This is a genomic window from Cohnella nanjingensis (genome assembly GCF_014212125.1).
GTDB classification, from domain to species: Bacteria; Bacillota; Bacilli; order Paenibacillales; family Paenibacillaceae; genus Cohnella; species Cohnella nanjingensis.
On sequence record NZ_JACJVP010000037.1, the window covers coordinates 41,830 to 62,491 of the forward strand.

General features: G+C 62.1%; 20 protein-coding genes and 2 riboswitches. Of the genes, 18 read left to right on the top strand and 2 right to left on the bottom strand.

Annotated elements, in window-relative coordinates; all coding sequences use genetic code 11:
- Positions 1-66: 66 nt before the first annotated feature.
- Genes H7C19_RS21865 through H7C19_RS21875 form a run of 3 tightly spaced genes read left to right on the top strand, consistent with a single transcriptional unit; the run spans position 67 to position 2,909 of the window.
- Positions 67-1,128: a Gfo/Idh/MocA family protein gene (locus H7C19_RS21865; RefSeq protein ID WP_185671197.1), complete on the top strand. Its 1,062-nt coding sequence runs from the start codon at positions 67-69 to the stop codon at positions 1,126-1,128.
- 16 nt (positions 1,129-1,144) lie between these two features.
- Complete coding sequence (locus H7C19_RS21870; protein ID WP_185671198.1) at positions 1,145-2,002, top strand: sugar phosphate isomerase/epimerase family protein; 858 nt, start codon at positions 1,145-1,147, stop codon at positions 2,000-2,002.
- Between the two features lie 28 nt (positions 2,003-2,030).
- Complete coding sequence (locus H7C19_RS21875) at positions 2,031-2,909, top strand: sugar phosphate isomerase/epimerase family protein (RefSeq protein WP_185671199.1); 879 nt, start codon at positions 2,031-2,033, stop codon at positions 2,907-2,909.
- Positions 2,910-3,090: 181 nt separating this feature from the next.
- Here the strand turns inward: H7C19_RS21875 and H7C19_RS21880 are convergent, their stop codons facing one another.
- Both H7C19_RS21880 and H7C19_RS21885 read right to left on the bottom strand, forming a co-directional pair.
- Positions 3,091-3,354 carry a hypothetical protein gene (locus H7C19_RS21880; protein WP_185671200.1) on the bottom strand — a complete coding sequence of 88 codons (264 nt, stop codon included), beginning with the start codon at positions 3,352-3,354 and terminating at the stop codon, positions 3,091-3,093.
- Between the two features lie 764 nt (positions 3,355-4,118).
- Positions 4,119-5,207: a DUF3626 domain-containing protein gene (locus H7C19_RS21885; protein ID WP_185671201.1), complete on the bottom strand. Its 1,089-nt coding sequence runs from the start codon at positions 5,205-5,207 to the stop codon at positions 4,119-4,121.
- Between the two features lie 235 nt (positions 5,208-5,442).
- Between H7C19_RS21885 and H7C19_RS21890 the strand changes: the two genes are divergently transcribed.
- From H7C19_RS21890 to gcvPB, 15 genes are all read left to right on the top strand, one after another.
- Complete coding sequence (locus H7C19_RS21890; RefSeq protein WP_185671202.1) at positions 5,443-6,552, top strand: ABC transporter ATP-binding protein; 1,110 nt, start codon at positions 5,443-5,445, stop codon at positions 6,550-6,552.
- Complete coding sequence (locus tag H7C19_RS21895) at positions 6,542-7,348, top strand: ABC transporter permease (protein WP_185671203.1); 807 nt, start codon at positions 6,542-6,544, stop codon at positions 7,346-7,348. The genes H7C19_RS21890 and H7C19_RS21895 overlap by 11 nt, the downstream gene beginning before the upstream one ends.
- Entirely contained in the window at positions 7,345-8,148 is an 804-nt protein-coding gene (locus tag H7C19_RS21900) for an ABC transporter permease (protein WP_185671204.1), read from the top strand. The genes H7C19_RS21895 and H7C19_RS21900 overlap by 4 nt, the downstream gene beginning before the upstream one ends.
- Positions 8,145-9,218 (top strand): ABC transporter substrate-binding protein, encoded by a 1,074-nt coding sequence (locus H7C19_RS21905; protein WP_185671205.1) that lies wholly within the window; start codon positions 8,145-8,147, stop codon positions 9,216-9,218. The genes H7C19_RS21900 and H7C19_RS21905 overlap by 4 nt, the downstream gene beginning before the upstream one ends.
- 235 nt (positions 9,219-9,453) lie before the next feature.
- Positions 9,454-10,425 carry a peptide-methionine (S)-S-oxide reductase MsrA gene (gene msrA / locus H7C19_RS21910; protein ID WP_185671206.1) on the top strand — a complete coding sequence of 324 codons (972 nt, stop codon included), beginning with the start codon at positions 9,454-9,456 and terminating at the stop codon, positions 10,423-10,425.
- A gap of 500 nt (positions 10,426-10,925) precedes the next feature.
- Positions 10,926-11,492, top strand: a complete 567-nt coding sequence (locus H7C19_RS21915; protein ID WP_185671207.1) for a class I SAM-dependent methyltransferase — start codon at positions 10,926-10,928, stop codon at positions 11,490-11,492.
- A 179-nt stretch (positions 11,493-11,671) separates the two neighbouring features.
- Positions 11,672-12,712, top strand: a complete 1,041-nt coding sequence (locus H7C19_RS21920) for a D-alanyl-D-alanine carboxypeptidase family protein (protein WP_246469656.1) — start codon at positions 11,672-11,674, stop codon at positions 12,710-12,712.
- Positions 12,713-13,108: 396 nt separating this feature from the next.
- On the top strand, positions 13,109-13,333 hold the full coding sequence (locus H7C19_RS21925) for a hypothetical protein (protein ID WP_185671208.1): 225 nt from the start codon (positions 13,109-13,111) through the stop codon (positions 13,331-13,333).
- 16 nt (positions 13,334-13,349) lie between these two features.
- Complete coding sequence (locus H7C19_RS21930; RefSeq protein ID WP_185671209.1) at positions 13,350-14,042, top strand: hypothetical protein; 693 nt, start codon at positions 13,350-13,352, stop codon at positions 14,040-14,042.
- Positions 14,039-15,235, top strand: coding sequence for a glutathionylspermidine synthase family protein (locus H7C19_RS21935; protein ID WP_246469657.1), 1,197 nt, complete (start codon positions 14,039-14,041; stop codon positions 15,233-15,235). Before H7C19_RS21930 ends, H7C19_RS21935 begins: the two co-directional genes overlap by 4 nt.
- The gene (locus H7C19_RS21940) at positions 15,236-15,934 is read left to right on the top strand and encodes a hypothetical protein (protein WP_185671210.1); all 699 of its coding nucleotides are present in this window, start codon (positions 15,236-15,238) and stop codon (positions 15,932-15,934) included.
- Complete coding sequence (locus H7C19_RS21945; RefSeq protein WP_185671211.1) at positions 15,931-16,320, top strand: DUF350 domain-containing protein; 390 nt, start codon at positions 15,931-15,933, stop codon at positions 16,318-16,320. The genes H7C19_RS21940 and H7C19_RS21945 overlap by 4 nt, the downstream gene beginning before the upstream one ends.
- A gap of 94 nt (positions 16,321-16,414) precedes the next feature.
- Positions 16,415-16,510, top strand: a riboswitch (glycine riboswitch).
- A 3-nt stretch (positions 16,511-16,513) separates the two neighbouring features.
- A riboswitch (glycine riboswitch) is annotated at positions 16,514-16,622 on the top strand.
- A gap of 92 nt (positions 16,623-16,714) precedes the next feature.
- A complete protein-coding gene (gene gcvT / locus H7C19_RS21950) occupies positions 16,715-17,839 on the top strand; it encodes a glycine cleavage system aminomethyltransferase GcvT (RefSeq protein WP_185671212.1) in 1,125 nt (374 codons plus the stop codon).
- Complete coding sequence (gene gcvPA, locus H7C19_RS21955; protein ID WP_313731920.1) at positions 17,836-19,191, top strand: aminomethyl-transferring glycine dehydrogenase subunit GcvPA; 1,356 nt, start codon at positions 17,836-17,838, stop codon at positions 19,189-19,191. Before gcvT ends, gcvPA begins: the two co-directional genes overlap by 4 nt.
- Positions 19,188-20,651 carry an aminomethyl-transferring glycine dehydrogenase subunit GcvPB gene (gene gcvPB, locus H7C19_RS21960; RefSeq protein ID WP_185671213.1) on the top strand — a complete coding sequence of 488 codons (1,464 nt, stop codon included), beginning with the start codon at positions 19,188-19,190 and terminating at the stop codon, positions 20,649-20,651. Before gcvPA ends, gcvPB begins: the two co-directional genes overlap by 4 nt.
- Positions 20,652-20,662 lie beyond the last annotated feature (11 nt).

Consider the following 20,662-nt stretch of genomic DNA (forward strand, 5'->3'; position numbering starts at 1 on the left):
GTTCTTTCCCTCCTTTCATTTTATAGTACGAGTTAAGAAAAGGATAGCCGAGAGGAGCGAACGGCATTGACGGAGAAGTTGAAGGTAGGCGTCATTGGGACAGGTTCGATATCGCAAGCGCATCTGGATGCTTATAAGAACAACCCTGCGGTCGAATTGATCGCGATCTGCGACCAGGTGAAGGAACGCGCGGAGGAAGTCGCCCGCAAGTACGGCGCTTCCCGGGTCTACACGGATTATCGCGAGCTGCTCGCGGATCCGGACGTGCAGGCGATCAGCATCTGCACCTGGAACTATACGCACGCGGAGATCAGCATCGCGGCGGTGAAGGCCGGCAAGCACGTGCTGGTCGAGAAGCCGCTCGCGATGACGGTCGAGCAAGCGCTCGAGATCCAAGCGGCGGTTCGCGCCTCGGGCCGCATCCTGCAGGTCGGCTTCGTACGCCGCTGCGACCCGAATGCGCAGATGCTCCGCCAATTCGCCGAGAGCGGCGAGTTCGGAGAGCTGTACTACGCCAAAGCTTCGCTCGTCCGCCGGCTCGGCAATCCGGGCGGCTGGTTCGCGGACAAGTCTCGCTCCGGCGGCGGCCCGCTGATCGATATCGGCGTTCACGTGATCGACCTCATCTGGTATCTGATGGGCAAACCGAAGGTCAAATCGGTCAGCGGCAACGTCTATGCCAAGCTCGGCAACCGCTCGAACGTAACCGGGCTGTCCTTCTACAAGGCGGCGGACTACGATCCGACCGTCAACACGGTCGAGGATATGGCGAACGCGCTGATCCGCTTTGAGAATGGCGCGTCCCTGCTGGTCGACGTGAGCTATACGCTGCACGCGATGAAGGACGAGAGCTCGGTCAAGGTATTCGGCACGAAGGGCGGCTTCGAGATCGATCCGGAAGTGCAGTACACGACGGAACGCCACAATACGATCATCAACGTAACGCCGCAGACGGACAGCCGGGGCTTCAACTTCGCGAAGGCGTTCCAAGCCGAGATCGATCTGTTCGTCTCCGCCGTTCTGGAAGGCAAGGAGCCGATCAGCCCGGTCGAGGACGGCGTCGAGATCACGAAGATCCTTCGCGCGGTATACGAGTCGGCGGAGCAAGGCAAGGAAATTCAATTCTAAGAGCGGAGGATGCCAGATGAAGCTCGGACTTAGCACATACAGTCTGGCGCGCGAGATCCAGGCCGGCGCGATGAGCGTCCTGGACGTCATCGCATGGATCGCGGAGCATGGGGGCGAGCATGTCGAGATCGTGCCGATCGGCTACAATCTCGTAGACAACCCCGATCTCATCGGCGCCATCCGCGCCAAAGCGGACGCCGTCGGGATCGACATCTCGGGCTACGCCGTCGGCGGCAATTTCGTCACGGACGACGAAGCGGCCTTCGAGGCCGAGATCGCCCGGCTTAAGGGCGAGGTCGACATCGCGAACGCGCTTGGCGTGAAGCGGATGCGCCATGACGTCGCCTCGCGCCAGGATACGTCGATCGAGCGCTTCATGCGCGAGCTGCCGAAACTGGCGGAAGCGTGCCGGCGCATCGCCGACTACGCGGCGACGTTCGGCATCGTGACGAGCGTGGAGAACCACGGCTACTTTATCCAGGCGAGCGACCGCGTGCTGGCGCTGATCGATGCCGTCGGGCGCGATAACTACAAGCTGACGCTCGACGTCGGCAACTTCATGTGCGCGGACGAGAACTCGGTCGCCGCCGTGAAGCGCACGATCCGGGCGGCCTCGATCGTCCATCTGAAGGACTTCTACCTGCGTCCCGCAGCGCAGCCGCCGGGCGAGGGCTGGTTCCAGACGATCTCGGGCAACTATTTGCGCGGCGCGGTTCTGGGCAACGGAGACATCGACATGCGAGGGGTATTGCAAGCCGTGAAGGCATCCGGCTACGACGGCTATCTGTCGCTGGAGTTCGAAGGTATCGAGGATTGCAAGTTCGGCGCCCGCGTCGGTCTCGCGAACGCGCGCCGGCTTTGGGATGAAGTCTAATTCGGGCGATAGGGAGGAGAATTCACACATGGTCAAAGTAACGAATCCGATCGGCGTCATCGTCGACAGCTTCCGCGTCGGCGTGCGTGAAGGCTTGCGCAAGGCGAAGGAAGTCGGAGCGAACGGCGTACAGATCTATGCGGTAAGCGGCGAGATGGATCCCGACAACCTGTCCGCCGAACAGCGCCGGGAGATGCGCGAATACATCGCTTCCCTGGGGCTTGAGATCTCCGCGCTGGTCGGCGATCTCGGCGGTCACGGACTCCAGGATCGCAAAGAGAATGCCTGGAAGATCGAGAAGTCGAAGAAGATCCTCGACCTCGCCGTGGAGCTCGGCACGAACGTCGTGACGACGCATATCGGCATGGTGCCGGAGGACGCGGACAGCGACGTCTACAAAGCGATGCAGGAAGCGTGCGAAGAGCTCAGCCGGTACGCGAGCAGCCTGAACGCGTACTTCGCGATCGAGACGGGCCCGGAGACGGCCGCGCGGCTGAAGGAGTTCCTAGACACGCTCAGCACGAACGGCGTATCCGTGAACTTCGATCCGGCGAACATGGTCATGGTGACGGGGGACGATCCGGTGCAGGGCGTCTACACGCTGCGCGACTATATCGTCCACACGCACGCCAAGGACGGCGTCCGCCTGAAGGAGACCGACCCTCGCAATATTTACGGCTCTCTGGGCTACGAGCCGATGGATCACGACAAGCTGGCCGAGATGGTCGAGTCCGGCGAGTTCTTCCGGGAGGTGCCGCTAGGCGAAGGCAAAGTCGATTGGCCGGCTTACCTGCAAGCGCTGCAGGATATCGGCTACACGGGCTATCTGACGATCGAGCGCGAAGTCGGGACGCAGCCGGAAGTGGATATCGCGAAGGCCGTGAAGTTCCTGGAGCAGTACAAGTAAAAACAAATTATCGATTTCATACGGAGCCGCCAGTCCTCATGCGAGGAGCTGGCGGCTTTGTTGATCGGATAGCATATATAAGTTTCACGAGCCTATCCATTATTGTATGACCTCCGATAAAAAACGTTTCGCCCTCTTCCGGGAAGACGGCAAAGCCGTTTTTACTTGCGTGGACGGCCATTTATTTATTGCGTTGCAGCAACAGATATCCGCTGACGTTGGAGGTTTTTTTCTGGAATACCACTTTGAATCCGACGTCATGGTCCAGTAAGCAGTTTAAGGCATTGATCAGCAATCTCTTGGGTGCCAACGTGAACGTGCAGGGTTGGGCGCTGCCGATCACGCGAGCTGCAATAATCCTGCGGGCAGAGCCCGGAACCAGAGGGTTTCTTGTCCAACTGATCAAGACCAAGTCCGGCTGTTTAACCGCATTTACGCGCGCCATTCCGATCACCTCGTTTCCTTGTAGATTCTCTATATTACATGCTTAGTAGATTTAAACGTGCTGAGCAAAAGGCGGAGCGGGAACGTCAAGCCGCGGAAAGGAAGAAGGAGGCGAGCGCAAAATAAGAGAACGGAGAGCTAGAGATCAGGAAATAGAATAGCTGACGATCGTGTTGCCGGGGGAATAGGCTGGCTAGCAGGAGTCGGAGGAGGAGGAGTGAAGAGGTTGGGCAGAAACGCCAAAAGGAGTCTCTGGGTCGCGCTGCCGCTGTTCGTCTTGTTGGCGGTACTGGGGCGTCGAGCGGCTCGCCTCCAAGACGATCGAGATCGAATAAAGCGCGCGAAAGGACCGGCGTAGCCAACACGACGGTGCTCTGTTGCAGCTGATATTCCTCCGCCTTGGCGTATCCGGGACTGTTCGGCAAACCGTTGTATTTCTACAACTTATTTGGAGGCGGACGGGCGTTAAGCGGCCATTCGTTGCATTCGTACAACTGTTTCGAGCGGATCGAGGCGATTTAATCGTTTTGCCCGAAAAAAGCTGTACGTTTGCAACACATTCCTCTTTTACCCGCAATTTCAGCTGAAAAAGATGTAATTTTGCAAGTGATTGCCAATACATGGACATTCGCAATTCGATGCATGGACATTCACTAGGCGATGCATGGGCATTCGCAAGGGATTGCTAATGCATGGACAGCGGCAAGTGAAGCGCAGGCGGATCAAAGGCAGGCTCGTCGGCAGTCTCCGCCCATACGCTGCGAATCACCTCCCGAATCGCACGAGGACGTGCCAGAGCTGCTTGAAATGCTGGAACGTCTCCTCCGGCGACGCCCAATCGCGCCAAAGTTCGGGCTCATGGCGCGCCGACGCGGCGGCCCGGCCTATCGCGGCCGCGTCCAGCAAGCCGGGCGTCGCCGCGAAGCCGCGGTCCACGCGGCGGGCGAGCGGCGGCATCGCCGGCCCCCGGAAGTCGTCCGGCACGCGCGCCGTCTCCAGCCGGAATCCGGCATGCCAGTAGAGGCCGAGCCCGTGCCGGGCGCACAAGTCTCTCAATCGGCCGCCGATCTGCGTGCCCCGGTACGAGGGATCTGCCACGAGCGCTTCGACGTCGGCGGACAGATCGATCTCCCCGTGCACCTGCGCTTCGACGTAGTCGTCCAGCGCGCGGCCGACGAGGCCGGACCCGGGAACGGAAGCTACGGCCTCCGCCTGCCGCAGGCGATTCAGGAACGCGCCCGGATCGAGCGGAGCTACCCCAAGCGCCGCATGATCGGTTTCGATCTGCCGGAGCAGCGCGGCAAGCAGCGGCGCGAGGACGTCGCTCGTGCCGACGTGCTCGGGCCCCAGATGGCTGTCGCCCAACGTAAACGTGCACCGGCCCGAGACCTCCGGACGCAGGATCAGATAGCACGATCCGAACCGGGGGGCGGCGCCGTCCGCATGACGCATGAGATTCAGCGCGCCGTACTTGGGCCTCGCGTCCTCCCGCGCATCGGACGCTTGATAGGCGCCGCCGAAGAGAAGCTCCTCCCAGCGGTCGCGGTCCCCGCCGGGATAGGCCGTGCGGCTGCCGTTGGTCACGCGCGTCTCGAACTGGCTTCGGTACTTGCCCGCCAGCAGCAGCCCCTCTACGACGGTAATTCCGTCCGGCAGCACCCGATCCGGGTGGAAGTTGAGCGTGACGCGGGCGCGCCGGCCGATCCGGGACAGGATCGCCATCCCTTCATCTTTCAGGACGCCGGCGCGAGAGAGGATGTCCTCCAAGATCTCCTGCGCGCGCTGCCGATGCGGCCATGCGGCCTCTCTCACATGCTGCAGCGCCTGGGCTTGCGCGCGAGTCAATGCGTGCATGGGATAACCTCCTCTCCTTTCGCTCACCGCCGATCTTTTTCCGGTTTCGTTTTTCTATTGTAAACATAATCGCCGCCTGCTCCACAAGACGGCAGGAACCGCCTTCAGCGGCGAAATGGCGAGCGAATTTGCGAAAATCGCCGACGAACCCGCTTTTTTCGTCAATTTAGGTTGCCAACATCGGGTAAAAGGCGATAATGGTATCAGCGACTATACATGTAGGTGGGAATCTTAAATGTCTACTGAACAAACGATCATTCAGTTCGAACAAGTCACGAAGCGCTACGATGACGGCGAGACGGTGCTGAAGTCCGTCAGCTTCGAGATCGAACGCGGCAAGTTCTACACGCTGCTCGGCCCTTCGGGCTGCGGAAAAACGACGATCCTGCGGCTGATCGCCGGCTTCCTCGAGCCGTCCGAAGGCGAGATCCGGTTCGACGGCAAGGTCATCAACCGCGTCCCGGCGAACGAGCGTCTGGTCAATACCGTCTTCCAGGACTACGCGCTGTTCCCGCATCTGAACGTCTTCGAGAACGTGGCCTTCGGCTTGCGCATCAAGAAGCTGAAGCAGGCGGCCGTCGAAGCGAAGGTGCTGGAGGCGCTCCGGTTCGTTAATCTCAAAGGCTACGAGAAACGGGAAATCACCGAACTCTCCGGCGGGCAGCGGCAGCGCGTCGCGATCGCGCGGGCGATCGTGAACGAGCCCGAGGTTCTGCTGTTGGACGAGCCCCTCTCCGCGCTCGATCTGAAGCTGCGTACGGAGATGCAGTACGAGCTGCGCGAGCTGCAGCGGCGCCTCGGCATCACGTTCATCTTCGTGACCCACGATCAGGAAGAGGCGCTCGCCATGTCGGACGAGATCTTCGTCATGAAGGAGGGCACGATCCAGCAGAGCGGCACGCCTACCGACATCTACGACGAGCCGATCAACCGGTTCGTCGCGGACTTCATCGGGGAGTCGAACATCGTGCCGGGCAGCATGGCGGAGGACTACCGCGTGCAATTCGCGGGCAAGACGTTCGAGTGCGTCGACGGCGGCCTGCGGCCGAACGAGCCGGTCGAGATCGTCATCCGTCCCGAAGACCTCGAGATCACGACGCCGGAGCGGGGCAAGCTGCAGGTGAAGGTCGACACGCAGCTGTTCCGCGGCGTGCATTACGAGATCGTGGGCTACGACGAGGCCGGCAACGAGTGGATGGTTCACTCCACCAAGAAGGTCGAGGTCGGCGAGCGGATCGGCCTCGACTTCGATCCTGAAGCGATCCACGTCATGCGCTTCGGCGAGACCGAAGAGGAGTTCGACAAGCGGCTCCTCGCTTACGAGGAGATCGGACATGACCAGTAGATCGCGCAACGTCTATCTCGTCCCTTATCTGCTCTGGATGGCGCTCTTTATCGTCGTGCCGATCGCGCTCATCCTCTACGATTCGTTCTTCGACGTCGAAGGACAGTTCACGTTCGGCAACTACGGCAAGTTCCTAACGCCGATCTACCTGCGCATGACGGCCAGCTCGATCTGGTACGCGCTGCTCATCACCGTGTTCTCGCTGCTCGTGGCCTATCCCGCCGCGTACGCGCTCACGAAGATGAAGCACAAGCAGCTCTGGCTGCTGCTGCTCATCCTGCCGAGCTGGGTGAACCTGCTGCTGAAGGTGTACGCGTTTCTCGGCATCTTCGGCACCTACGGCTTCGTCAACGGCGTGCTGGAGACGCTCGGTATCGGCCGGCACCAGATTCTGTTCACGGACTTCAGCTTCGTCTTCGTTTCGGTCTATATTTTCATTCCGTTCATGATCCTGCCGATCTACAACGCTTTGGAGGATCTCAATCCGTCGCTCGTCTTCGCGGCGCGGGATCTGGGAGCATCCGCTTGGACGACGTTCCGGCGGGTCGTCTTTCCGCTGACGTTGGACGGGGTCAAGGCCGGCTGCCAGGCCGTATTCATCCCGGCGCTGTCCCTGTTCATGATCACGCGCCTCGTCGCGGGCAACCGCGTCATTACGCTCGGGACGGCGATCGAGCAGCATTTCCTCGTGACGCAGGATTGGGGCATGGGCGCGGCCATCGCGGTCTTCCTCATCCTCGCCATGGTCGTCATCATGATCGTCACCGGCAAGCGGCAGAAAGGAGGGGCGCGATGAACAAGTCCAAGAGCGGCGCGTCGATCTATCTGGCCGTCATCTTCGTCATCCTGTACGCCCCGATCTTCTACCTGGTGTACTATTCGTTCAACAGCGGCGGGTCGATGCACGGTTACGAGGGCTTCACGCTCCAATACTACGGCGAAGTGTTCCAAGACGCGCGGCTGCTCATCATCGTGCTCAATACGGTGATCATCGCGCTGCTGTCTTCGGCGATCTCAACCGTGCTCGGCGTGCTCGGCGCGCTCGCCATCCGCCGCGTGCGCAGTCGCCGCGCCCGGAACTCGCTCCTCTCGATGAACAACGTGCTGATCGTGAGCCCGGACGTCATCATCGGCGCCTCGTTCCTCATCCTGTTCACGATGGCCGGCATCAAGCTCGGCTTCACGTCGGTGCTGCTGTCGCACATCGCGTTCAGCGTGCCGATCGTCGTCCTCATGGTGCTGCCGAAGCTGCAGGAGATGAGCCCGTCGCTCCTCGACGCGGCGCGGGACCTCGGCGCGAACGGCTGGCAGGTGCTGACCCGGGTCGTGGTGCCGTTCATCAAGCCGGGCATCTTCGCGGGCTTCTTCATGGCGCTGACCTACTCGCTGGACGACTTCGCCGTGACGTTCTTCGTGACGGGCAACGGCTTCTCCACGCTGTCGGTCGAGATCTATTCGCGGGCCCGCCAAGGCATCTCCCTGTCGATTAACGCGCTGTCGACGCTCATCTTCCTGTTCACGGTGCTGGTCGTCCTCGGCTACTACTGGCTGAACCGGCGGAGCAGCAAGCGGCTCGGAATGGGGGTTCCCAAATGAAGGAGCTCGTCCGACTGTTTATCGCCGTCCTGGTCGTAGCGTTCGGCCTCATGTACGGCGTGTCCGCGTTGAACTCGTCGCAGGGCTACTCCGGCGCGAATACGCTGACGGTCTACAACTGGGGAGACTATATCGACCCCGCGCTGATCTCGGCGTTCGAGAAGGAGACCGGCATCAAGGTCATCTATCAGACCTTCGACTCCAACGAGGCGATGATGACGAAGATCGCCCAAGGGGGCACGACCTTCGACGTGAGCATCCCGTCCGAATACGCGATCAGCAAGATGAAGGCCGACGGCCTGCTGCTGCCGCTGGATCACGCGAAGCTGCCCAACTTGAAGTCTATCGATCCGCGCTACCTGAATCTGGACTTCGATCCGGGCAACGCCTATTCGATCCCTTACTTCTGGGGCACCGTCGGCATCATTTACAACCCGGAGCTCGTAGGCGATCTCAAGTTCGACAGTTGGGACGATCTGTGGGACCCGTCGCTGCGCAATAACATCCTGCTCGTCGACAGCGCGCGCGAAGTGATCGGCATGGGGCTCAACAGCCTCGGCTATTCGCTGAACGATCGCGACGAGGACCATCTCCAGGAGGCGCTGCGCAAGCTCAAGACGTTGACGCCCAACGTGAAGGCGCTCGTCGGCGACGAGATCAAGATGCTGCTCGCGAACGAGGAGGCGGCCGTCGGACTCGTCTGGTCCGGCGACGCCTCGGAGATCATGGACGAGAACGACAAGCTGGACTACGTCATCCCGAAGGAAGGGTCCAACCTGTGGTTCGACAACATGGTCATCCCGAAGACGGCGCGCAACATCGAGGGCGCGCACCGGTTCATCAACTTTATGCTGGACCCGAAGCACGCCGCGCAGAACGCCGAGTATGTCGGCTATGCGACGCCGAACGCCGAAGCGATAAAGTACCTGCCCGAGGAGATCGCGAGCGACGAGCGGTTCTACCCGGCTCCGGCGATCACGGACAAGCTCGAGGTGTACGCCAACCTGGGCAAAAAGATGCTGTCGCACTATAACGAGCTGTTCCTCGAGTTCAAGATGCACAAGAAGTAAGCCGCCATGCTGTGGTGACCGCCGACACGAGACTCCGCGCCTCGCGCGGGGAGCTGTGCGAGGTGCGGGGAGGAAGCTCCGCGAACGGTTCGGCGCGGTTCAGCGGCGGCGGATGCCGCCCGCCCGGACGACAGTACGGTGATCGGGCTTCCCGGGAGCGAAGGTGAACCTTCGCTCCTTCTTTGTTACAATAGGAAGACAGAGATCTCAAGGATCAGGAAGCGAGGGAAACAAGATGAGCGAAGTTGAACGCAAGGAACTCGCGACGTTCGCGGGCGGTTGCTTCTGGTGCATGGTGACGCCGTTCGAGAAGATGCCGGGCATCATCCGGGTCGTGTCGGGCTATACCGGCGGCCACGTCGAGAATCCGACGTACGAGCAGGTGTGCTCGGAGACGACCGGCCACGCGGAGGCGGTGCAGATCACGTTCGATCCGGCCGTCTTCCCGTACGGCAAGCTGCTGGACATCTACTGGCAATCCGTCGATCCGACGGATGCGGGCGGGCAATTCTTCGATCGGGGCGAATCGTACCGCCCGGCGATCTTCTATCATAGCGAAGCGCAGCGGCAAGAGGCCGAGGCATCCAAGCAGGCGCTGCAGGAGAGCGGCCGCTTCGATCGTACGATCGTGGTCGCGATCGAGCCCGCGGCGGTCTTCTATCCCGCGGAAGATTATCATCAGGACTACCACAAGAAGAACCCGCTGCGCTATAAGATGTATCGCAAGGGCTCCGGCCGCGACACCTTCATCAAGCAGCATTGGAATACGGACAGAGACAAGGCCAAGCTGAAGGAGCGGCTGACGACGATGCAGTTCGAGGTTACGCAGAACAGCGCGACGGAGCCGCCGTTCCGCAACGAGTTCTGGGACAATCACCGCGAAGGACTGTACGTCGACATCGTCTCCGGCGCCCCGCTGTTCAGCTCCCGCGACAAGTTCGATTCCGGCTGCGGCTGGCCGAGCTTCACGCGGCCGCTCGACGAAGGCGGCGTGAAGGAAGAGGAAGACTTCAGCCACAACATGTTCCGGACGGAGGTGCGCAGCCGAGAGGCGGATTCGCATCTGGGCCACGTCTTCAACGACGGTCCGCCGGAAGCGGGCGGCCTGCGGTACTGCATCAATTCCGCGGCGCTGCGCTTCATCCCGGTGGAGGATCTGGAGAAGGAAGGCTACGGGAGCTACGCCAAGCTGTTCGACCGGGCGTAAGCGTCCATGACGAAAAAGCGGGATGCGCCGCATCCCGCTCCTTGCCGCCCCCTTGCGCGCGATCGCGCCGAGGGGGCTTTTTGTGTTGTAGGCCCGGCTGGACCGCGCCCGATCAAAGGTGCGGGGAGCAGACCGGCCGCCTGCTCAGTGGTTGTTGCCGGACGAGTTGCCTTTTTTGTCGGACGACTTGGTCTGCGTGTTCTTGGCGCCGTGGCCTTGCTGCTTGGACATCGCGGGAATCCCTCCTTTGGGCGAAGATGCCAATAGGGTGCGCCGAGTAGGGGACACTTATGAGCGTCGCTAGGGGCGTGCGCGCTTATATTTCGTGCCGGCGCGACCGTTCCGAGCAATCCCTTGCAGATGCAGGTGAACGGGCGGAAAGATACAAATTTAAAATGGAAAGCGCACTTGTAAAATGTTAATGTTTAGTAAGATCCGGGGGTTGAATCTGACGTAGCGAGTGTCGAATGTTACCACGTTTAAGAAAGCGGTGATCGGAAATGGCGTATATGGGAGGACAGGCGTATTGGGATCGTAAATTTGTCAAACGCGATAACCAAATATTAAATCCCGAGCAGAGCTTAGTTGAGCATATCCGCTTTTTCAAAAAGGGTTCTGTTCTGGATATCGCATGCGGAGATGGGAGAAATGCGCTGTTTCTGCTCGAAAATCATTTTAAAGTAACTGGCGTTGATTTTAGCGGCGAAGCTTTAAACCGATTGAACAAGTTCGCTGCCGAAAGAAAATATGCGGTACATACCATACAAATGGACTTATCGGATCTTGAAGCTTGGAGAGATATAGGCGTTTTCGACAACGTGGTGATCAATCATTATCGATTGGGAAAAAACCGAATGTCCAGAATGAACGAGCATTTAGCTGACGGGGGCGTTTTATTTGTCTGCGGATTCGGCCACAAGCACCAAGACGAAACTTCCGTTCGGGAAGAGGATTTGATCCAACCTGCCGATTTTGAAGATGTGGAGAGGGTAATGGAGCGTCTCGCATACGTGGAGCATCAAGACCGGAATGGCTTTTTTGTAACCTATGTATTTAGAAAAGCCTAACTCGCCGATCATGCATGAACCTGTCGTGTACGAAAGGACGATCGACAGGGAGAAGTCAATGTCGTCTGTACGTTCTCCGTTTAAGTTTTCTTAAGAAAAAAATGAGATCTTTTTTCGATTCCCTTAAATCCCGCGCGCTAAAATGACAGCAGAGTCGAATCACATGAGGGGATCGGGCTATGAAAAAGGGAATGCTGCTGGGCGTCCTGGCGGTTGCGCTAGGATTCGGCTGGCTGATCGCGGAACGGCCCGGAAGCCAACCGGAGCCGAAAGGCCGCGCGGAGGCGACGGCAACGGCTACGCCAACGGCCACGGCAAGCAAACCGGAGCCGGCTGGCAGTCCGGAGGCTACGCCAACGAGCACGGGAAGCGAACCGGAAGGCAGCGCGAAGCCGACGGATGAGGCTGCGATCACGGGGACGGTCGCGGCGAAGTCCGCCGCCATGCTGGACGTCGAAACGGGCAAATGGCTGTTCGCGCAAAACGCGGACAAGCCTCTGCCGCCCGCCAGCATGACGAAGCTGATGACCGAGACGCTCATTCTGGAGGACATCTCCTCCGGCCGGATGAAATGGGACGATAAAGTGGAGATCGGTCATTATGCGGCAAACGTCGTCGGGTCGGGCATGGGACTGACGAAGGGCCAGCGCGTGACGGTCAAGACGCTGTTCCGCGGCATGGCCGTGCATTCGGCCAACGACGCGACGGTCGCGCTGGCGGAGTACGCGGCCGGAGACGAGCGGAAGTTCGTCGAACGGATGAACGCCAAGGCGAAGAAGATCGGCTTGTCCAAGCGGACGCGCTTCGCGAACGCGACGGGCTTATCCAGCGCGGACCTGACCGCCTTCTCCGCCGCGGCGAGCGAGGGCGAGACGGTCATGACCGCGAAGGACGTCGCCAAACTCGCGAAGTACATGGTGCAGCATGTGCCGGACATTCTGGATTTCACGCGGGAAAGCGAAGCGAAAGGCTACGGGACGAAGACGGCGCTGCGGAACTCGAACGAGATGCTTCCCGGTCAGCGCTTCGCCACGGCGGGGAACGAAGGGCTGAAGACGGGGTATACGGCCGCGGCGGGTTACTGCTTCACGGGTTCTTTCCGATTGAACGGCCATCGGTATATCACGGTCGTCATGGGGACGGCCACGTTGGAGGCGCGGTTCGAAGAGACGCGCGCGCTGCTCGCGCTGGGATTGGGCGAGGAGAAGCGGGCGGAATGACGCTGACGTCGAAGCAAGCTTCACGGAAAGCTTATTCCAGCGCGACTGCAATCGTCGAAGCGGGATCGGACGGCATATAGCCGCACGCAGCCGACTCGAATCCGATAGGCAGCTAACGAAAAGCCGGCAAGCGAATCGTTGCGGGACATCCGCGACGGTAGAGCTCCGGCTTTTTTTGCGTGCGTCTGCGCCCGAATCGGGATGGGGACTTTTTTTGAACGTAACAGAAAGTATAAGTTTCACCTATGCTTGGCTGATACGTCTCCGATAAAAACGTGTTGCCCCCTTCCGAGAAGACGGCAAATCCGTTTTTACTTACTTTGGCAGCGAAACATGCATCGGGTATGATGCGTAAAGATTGTCATGCGCTTTTTTCTGGAAGAGGAGGGGATCGGTTTGGAAAAAGGAATTGTTGTCCATCTGCTGGAGAAGCAGCCGAACGGGGTGATCGCGAAGATCGACGAACGGCTCTGGACGGCCGATATGCTGGCGGCCCTCCATCACGTCAATTACTTGACGGTCGGGGGCAACGAGTACGAGACGCTGGAAGGCCGATTGAACGTGGACGCGCAATCGATCGAGCTGCTCCTGGCCGCGGTGCGGCACGGCAAGTCGATCTGACGGGGAGATGAGAGAGATGAGTCAGGAACAAGACAAGTCCGGGGCGCCGAAGCTGCCTCTGCTGTTCACCCCGGAAGGCAAGCCGCTCCGGGTGTTGTCGACGTCGCTCGGCATCGCGCTGCTCGCGAACGCGCTATACGCGGCTGGCGTGCCGCATCCGGCCTCGGCGGCGTCCGCGCAGGCCGGCCCGACGGCGTCGTCGGGGGCGGACGCCGGACCGGCGCTGACCGAGTGGTCCTCGGACGCCGTCAAAGCCTATTTCGACCCGTCCGTCGATTGGAACATCCCGATGCCCGAGGAGGAGCCGGACGACGGCGCTGCGGGCGGAACGTCATCCGGCACGGTCGGGTCCGGGGGTTCCGGCGGCACGACCGTCATTCATCATACGTCCGGCTTCGGCTGGGACGATCTGCTCTTGTACCATCTGATCTTCAACCGGGGCGGATCCTACTCCTCGGGCGCTTACTACAACAGCCATCCCGCCTATGACGCGAGGAGCGGCTCGGCTTACCGGCCGCGCACGTACGGCGGCGATACGTTCCGGAACAAGGCGGTCGTCGGGTCCGCCGTCCGGCCGAAGACGTCGGATTCGAGCGGGTCGATCACGCGCCGCTCCACCTCTTCCTCCAAGGGCGGCATCGGCGGCAAGTCCAGCGGATTCGGCTCTTCCGGTTCGAGCTCGAAGTCCTCGGGCGGGTTCGGCGGTTGAGCGCGGGCGTCTTCGAAGTGGTCGGCGCGCCGCATCCGGACCGGGCCGCGCGCGTGGAGACGCTGCGCGGCATGGGCTTCGGCTGGGCCGACCTGGATGGCGAGGCGTACTGGACGGATCAGCTCGTCGTCGTCCCGGAGCCCAAGTACGCGGAGCTCGAAGCCGCGGCCGGGCGGCTGTGGCGCGTCTTCGACAAGGCCGTCCGCTTCGTGGCGGGACGACACGATCTGTACGCGATGATCGGCATCCCCGAAGTGCTGTGGCAGAGCCTCGATACGCTGGAGATGGCGCCCGAGGGCTTCATCAGCAGGTATGCCCGGTTCGACTTCGCGGTCTCTTCGGAAGGGGAGATCAAGCTGCTGGAGCTGAACGCGGATACGCCGACCGGCTACGCGGAAGCGGCGGTCGCCACGCCGTGGCTATGCGCGCAATACGGCGCCCGCTCGCCGAACGCGCGCATGGCGGAGCTCGTGCGCGAAGCGTGGGCCGAGGAGCGGCCCGATACGGCGGCTTGCGTCGGCTACGGCAGCCACCTGGAGGATACGGGCACGATCGATATGCTCGTGCGCCATAGCGGGCTGGACGTGGCTTGCGAGGATTGCCTGGATCTGTGGGTGGACGAAGGGGTCCTCCGCAACGCGGAAGGCCGCGAGATCCGCCGGATGTTCGCCTTGTACCCGAAGGAGTGGATGGCGGTGGACGAAGGCGGCGACGCCCTCGCCTACGCGATGGAGACGGAACGGCTCCGGCTGTTCAATCCGCCGCACGCCATCGTGCTTCAGTCCAAAGGCCTGCAGGCGCTCATCTGGGGCCTGTACGAGCTCGAGCTGATCTTCACGCCGGAGGAGCGCGAGACGATCGGCCGCTACATGCTGCCCACGTATACCAAAGCGGTGTTCGACGGCAGCTTCGTCTCCAAGTCCATGTTCGGACGGGAAGGCGGCTCCGTCTCGCTCTTCGACGCGGAGGGCCGGCTGGAGACGAAGGACGAGGAGGGTTTCGACACGAGCGGGCTGTTCCCCTTGGTGTACCAGAAGCGGGCGGAGCTGGCGAAGGTGAAGCTCGCGAACGGGGAGTTCCACCTGCTCGTCGGGATGTTCGTGATCAACGGGGAGCCCTGCGGCCTCTTGGGACGCGCCGGCGGGCCGATCACGGGCAACGCAAGTCATTTTGTAGCGCTGGGGGTGAGCTGAATGAGCAACTATGGATACGAGGGGCGTCCGCCGCAACAAGGCCCGTCTTCGGCTGCGAGGATCGTCCCGGTCATCGTGATCGGCATTTTGTTCGCGATCGTCTTCGGCATCATCGCGAACGCCTGCTCGAAGCATGACGGATCGTCCTCGCTGTCTTGGTCGGGCGGCGCCGAGCGAGGCGAATCGGCCGAGTCGTCGGATACCGTCCCTTGGGACTATCAACTGACCGAAGCGACGGTTGGCGATCTGATCGGCGGGGATATGACCCTGTTGCCTGGCAATGAGCTCATGCCGAACGACGACAACTACGGAACCGGCGACAAGATCTGGGTGCTGGAATATATGGGCGCCGTCATGAAGACGAGCGCGGACAACCGCACCGACGTGACGCTCACGGCATGGAAGCCGATCAAGTCGTACAAGACGAAGACGGCGGCCGACGCCGATATCGGGGAATTGAAGCTGAACCTGAAGACGGAAGTCGACTTGATCGGCGTTTACAAGACGACTTATCAAGGGAAGACGCGCGAGTTCGCCGTCCTGCAGCTGCCGTCCGGGCAGACGGTGAAGCAGCCGATCGACGACGATCGCTACGCAAAGCTGAAGCCGCTGAAGAAGGTCGGCGTCGTTCTGGAAGAAGTGCACGATTATAGCCAATATGATCTGGCTTATGCCAAGTTTCGGGGGTGGGCCGCGTGATCGTGGTCAATATTGTCATTAGCGTCGCCGTCATTATCGTCTTGCAGCTGCTCGGCATGGTCGTATTCGGCTGGATGACGCCGTTCAATGACCTGGAGGAGCTGAAACGGGGCAACGCGGCGGTCGGGCTGGCGATGGGCGGCAAGTTCATGTCTACGGCCATCGTGCTCGGGGTGGCGGCCTATACGAACAGCTCGATCTGGCACATGATGCTGTGGTTCGCTGTCGGGTACGTCTGTCTCGTGATCGCCTATTGGATATTCGAATGGGCGACGCCGGGGCTGAAGCTGTCCGATCATCTGAAGCAGGGCAACGTCGCGGTCGGCATCCTGCTGGCGTGCGTCTACGTCGGCACCAGCTTCGCGATCGGCAGCTTGATTATTTAGCCGGGGGAACGCTCGGTTCGTTCCAGGAATGTCATGAATTTCTTGACGCTGCTTCGCTTTCCGCATAGACTGGGGTAGACAAGTGAATAAGCGGATGAAGGTAGCGGGAGAGATTGCCTGCAGGACGGGGCGACGCCGAAGGAGTAAACCGTCAGGTGAATCTCTCAGGCAAAAGGACCTCTACCGGACGCGCCTCTGGAGAGCATCCCGCGAGCGGGATCACCCAAGGGGATACTTGCAACGGACCGGTCGCCGGGCGCGATCCTCCGCTGCGAGGCAACTCTCAGGTACCAAGGACAGAGCAGAGAATGGAAGCGTGCCGCCGGATACGGCGATGCATGCTGAGATTCTTTGCCTGTCCTTTTTTGTGCCCACTACAAGGCGAGGTGAGAGAATGAGCGATCCGCGAAGAACGCCGCTGTACCCGCGATATGCGGACTACCCGGCATCGCGCTGCATCGACTTCGGAGGCTGGGAGATGCCGGTACAGTTCTACGGCATTCAGCAAGAGCATGAGGCGGTTCGCCGGCAAGCCGGATTGTTCGACGTGTCCCACATGGGCGAGCTGGAGGTGACGGGCGCCGATGCGGAGCGGTTCCTGCAGCGGCTCACGACGAACGACGTGTCGCGGTTGGCGGCAGGCCAGGCGCAGTACACGCTGCTCTGCCATCCGGACGGGGGCGTGCAGGACGACTTGCTGGTCTACATGCTGGCGCAAGAGCGGTATCTGCTCGTGGTCAACGCCGCCAATGCGGACGCGGACCGGGAATGGCTGAGCAGTCACCTTCAAGGGGATGTCACGCTGACGGACCGTTCGGCTGACACGGCGCTGCTCGCCTTGCAAGGGCCGCTCGCGGCATCGATCCTGTCGCGCGTCACGGATGCGCCGATCGGCGCGCTCGCGCCGTTCCGCTTCCTCCAAAACGCGGAGGTGTGCGGCGCCCGCGCGTTGGTGTCGCGCACCGGCTATACCGGCGAGGACGGCTTCGAGCTCTATCTGGACGCGGGCGACGCGCTGCGCGTATGGGACGGCCTGCTCCAGGCGGGCGCGCCGGACGGTCTTCTCCCGATCGGCCTGGGGGCGCGGGATACGCTGCGCTTCGAGGCGCGGCTGCCGCTCTACGGCCATGAACTGTCGCGGGAGATCACGCCGCTGGAGGCGGGGCTGGCGCCCTTCGTGAAGCTGGGCAAGGCAGGCGGGTTCATCGGCCGGGAGGCGCTCGCGAAGCAGCAGCGGGAAGGCGTGCCGCGCAAGCTGGTCGGCGTGGAGGTGCTGGACCGCGGCATTCCGCGCGCGCCCTATGCCGTCTATGCGGGCGAACGGCGGATCGGGGAGATCACGACGGGTACGCAATCCCCGACGCTGAAGCGGAACCTCGGGCTCGCCCTCGTCGAGGCGGCGTATGCGGCGCGGGGTACCGAGGTCGAAGTCGAGATTCGCGGCAAACGGCTGAAGGCGGTCGTGGTCGCAACGCCATTCTACAAGCGGCAGCTACCCGAAGGAGGGGACCGATCGTGACAAAGCATCGTTATCTGCCGATGACGGCGCGGGACGAGGCCGAGATGCTGGCTGTCATCGGGGCGTCGGCAATGGAGGACTTGTTCGCGGATATCCCTGCGTCCGTCCGCTATACCGGCGATCTGCCGATCTCCGGCGCGCTGGACGAAGCCGCCCTGCTCCGGCACCTGCGGGCGCTCGCGGACCGCAACGCGGACTTCGACCGCTACGCGAGCTTCCTCGGCGCCGGCATCTACGACCACCAGATCCCGGTCGTCATCAACCATGTCATCTCCCGCTCGGAGTTCTATACCGCCTATACGCCTTACCAGCCGGAGATTAGCCAGGGCGAGCTGCAGGCAATCTTCGAGTTCCAGTCCTACATCTGCGAGCTGACCGGCATGAAGGTCGCCAACGCCAGCATGTACGACGGGGCGACCGCGCTCGCCGAAGCGGCGGCGCTGGCGAGCGGAGCGACGAAGCGCAAGCGGATCGTCGTCTCCCGCGCCGTCCATCCGGAGGCGCGGGAGATTGTGCGGACTTCGGCCCGCGGCTTGGGGCTTGAGATCGTCGAGGTCGGCTGCGCGGACGGCGTCACCGATCTGGGCGCGCTGTCGGCCGCCATCGACGCGGATACGGCGGCGGTGCTCGTGCAGACGCCCAACTTCTTCGGTTGCCTGGAGGACATTCCCGCGATCGAAGCGCTCATCCACGCGCGCCAGGGCCTGCTCGTCATGAGCGTGAACCCGCTCTCCCTCGGGCTGCTGGAGTCACCGGGCGCGCTCGGCGCCGACATCGTCGTCGGCGACGCGCAGCCGCTCGGCATCCCGGCCTCGCTCGGCGGCCCGACCTGCGGCTTCTTCGCGGTGACGGAGGCGCTCATGCGCCGGATGCCGGGACGGATCGTCGGTCAGACGACGGACAGCGAAGGCCGGCGCGGCTTCGTGCTTACGCTGCAGGCGCGGGAGCAGCATATCCGCCGCGAGAAGGCGACGTCCAACATCTGCTCGAATCAGGCGCTGCTGGCGCTGAGCGCTTCGGTCTACCTGTCCGTCATGGGGCGCGAGGGCATGCGCGAGGTCGCTTCGCTCAATCTGAGCAAGGCCCGCTACGCGCAGGGCAAGCTCGAGGCGCTGGGCGGATGCGCCCTGCCGTTCTCGGCGCCGAGCTTCAATGAATTCGTCGTGAAGCTGCCGGAAGGGACCGATATCTCCGCGCTTCAGGCGAAGCTGCTCGCCGCCGGGTACATCGGCGGCTACGATCTGGGTCGGACCTATCCCGAGCTGGCCGGGCATCTGCTGGTAGCCGTCACCGAACGCAGAACGAGAGAAGAGATGGACGGCTTCGTCCGCGCGCTGGAGGCGAGTCTATGAACGCGAATCGAGAGAAAGCGCTGATCTTCGAGATGAGCAAGCCGGGCCGGGTCGCCTATTCGCTGCCAGACTGCGACGTGCCCGAGGCGGCGCCCGCATCGGTCATCCCGGAACGTCTGCTGCGCGCCAAGCCGGCGGCGCTGCCGGAAGTGTACGAGGTCGACGTCATCCGGCATTACACGGAGCTGTCTCGCCGCAACTTCGGCGTGGACAACGGCTTTTACCCGCTGGGCTCCTGTACGATGAAGTACAATCCGAAGCTCAATGAGGACGCGGCGCGACTGCCCGGCTTCGCCAAGATTCATCCGTACCAGCCGGAGACGAGCCTGCAGGGCGCGATGGAGCTGCTCTATACTTTGCAGCGCGATCTGGCGGCGCTCACGGGCATGGACCAGGTGACGCTGCAGCCCGCGGCCGGCGCGCACGGCGAATGGACGGGACTGATGCTCATTCGCGCGTACCACGAGCGCCGGGGCGAACGCCGCACGAAGGTGATCGTGCCGGACAGTTCGCACGGGACGAATCCGTCCAGCGCGACGGTGGCGGGATTCGAGACGATCACGATCCCGTCGGACGCGCAGGGGCTGGTCGATCTCGAAGCGCTTCGCGCGGCGGTCGGCGACGACACGGCGGCGCTCATGCTGACCAACCCGAACACGCTCGGCCGGTTCGAGGCGCAGATCGACGAGATCGCCGGCATCGTGCACGCGGCCGGCGGTTTGCTCTATTATGACGGCGCCAACTCCAACGCGATCATGGGGATCGCCCGCCCCGGCGACATGGGCTTCGACGTGGTGCATCTGAATCTGCACAAGACGATGAGCACGCCGCACGGCGGCGGCGGTCCCGGCGCGGGACCGGTCGGCGTGAAGTCCCGCCTGATCCCGTTCCTGCCGAAGCCGATCGTCGAGCGGCGGGGGGACGGCACGTACTACTGGGACGAGGACCGTCCGCTGTCGATCGGTCGCGTGAAGCCCTACTACGGCAACTTCGGCATTCTGGTGCGGGCGTACGCGTATATTCGGAGCTACGGACCCGCGGGCCTGCGGCGCGTCTCCGAGTGCGCCGTGCTGAACGCCAACTACATGATGCACCGGCTGGCGCCTTATTACGAAGTGGCGTACCCGGGCGTCTGCAAGCACGAGTTCGTCCTGTCGGGCAAGCGGCTCCGGGCGTTCGGCGTCCGGACGCTGGACGTCGCCAAGCGGCTGCTCGATTTCGGTTACCACCCGCCTACGATCTACTTCCCGCTGAACGTCGAGGAGTGCATCATGATCGAGCCGACGGAGACGGAGAGCAAGGAGACGCTCGACGGCTTCATCGACGTCATGATTCAGATCGCCAGGGAGGCGGAGGACGATCCGAATCTCCTCCTGCAGGCGCCGCATACGACGATCGTGAAGCGGCTCGACGAGGCGACGGCCGCCCGCAGACCGGTGCTCTACTGCAACTGCGAGTGAGCCGGGCGACG